This window comes from Burkholderia sp. 9777_1386 (assembly GCF_015712265.1).
In the GTDB taxonomy this organism is placed as follows: domain Bacteria; phylum Pseudomonadota; class Gammaproteobacteria; order Burkholderiales; family Burkholderiaceae; genus Burkholderia; species Burkholderia cenocepacia.
Genome location: NZ_JACCQB010000141.1, coordinates 1 through 458 on the forward strand (window position 1 = coordinate 1; position 458 = coordinate 458).

Here is a 458-nt window from a genome sequence, read left to right on the forward strand (position 1 = left end):
TCTTTATCCAGCGTCACCGGGACCGGTGCTAACAGCTCAACCAGATGCTGTGCCAGCACAGGCGAACCCGGAGCAGGATAATGCGTATCGTACAGCGCCTGCGGGAAGCCACCAAAGTCATGAATCGTGGGCGGCGTCTCCATCGCGGTCACTCCTGTTCCACGGGTAAACCAGTGAGCCGAAACCACCACAATCGCTTGCGGGCGTGGCAATGTCATCCCCAACTTCTGCCAGCTGCGGGTATACAAATTATCTTCCAGCACGTTCATCGGACTACCGTGACCTAAAAACAATGCTGGCATACGTGTTGAAGACATGATGATATCCTTAACTAAAGGTGTCATTTTGATATCCTCACAATACGCTTGTTCGGCGGAGTAAGAACCCGGATAACAATGATGATGATCATCAGTTATTTTGACGATCTGCCTGAAGGTGAAGATTTATAAGGAGTTGTC

1 pseudogene is annotated in these 458 nt (G+C 50.2%); it reads right to left on the minus strand.

The features are described 5' to 3' along the window. Nucleotides 1–344 (minus strand): annotated as a pseudogene (locus H0X91_RS34735) (4,5-DOPA dioxygenase extradiol); the annotation flags it as partial. Nucleotides 345–458 lie beyond the last annotated feature (114 nt).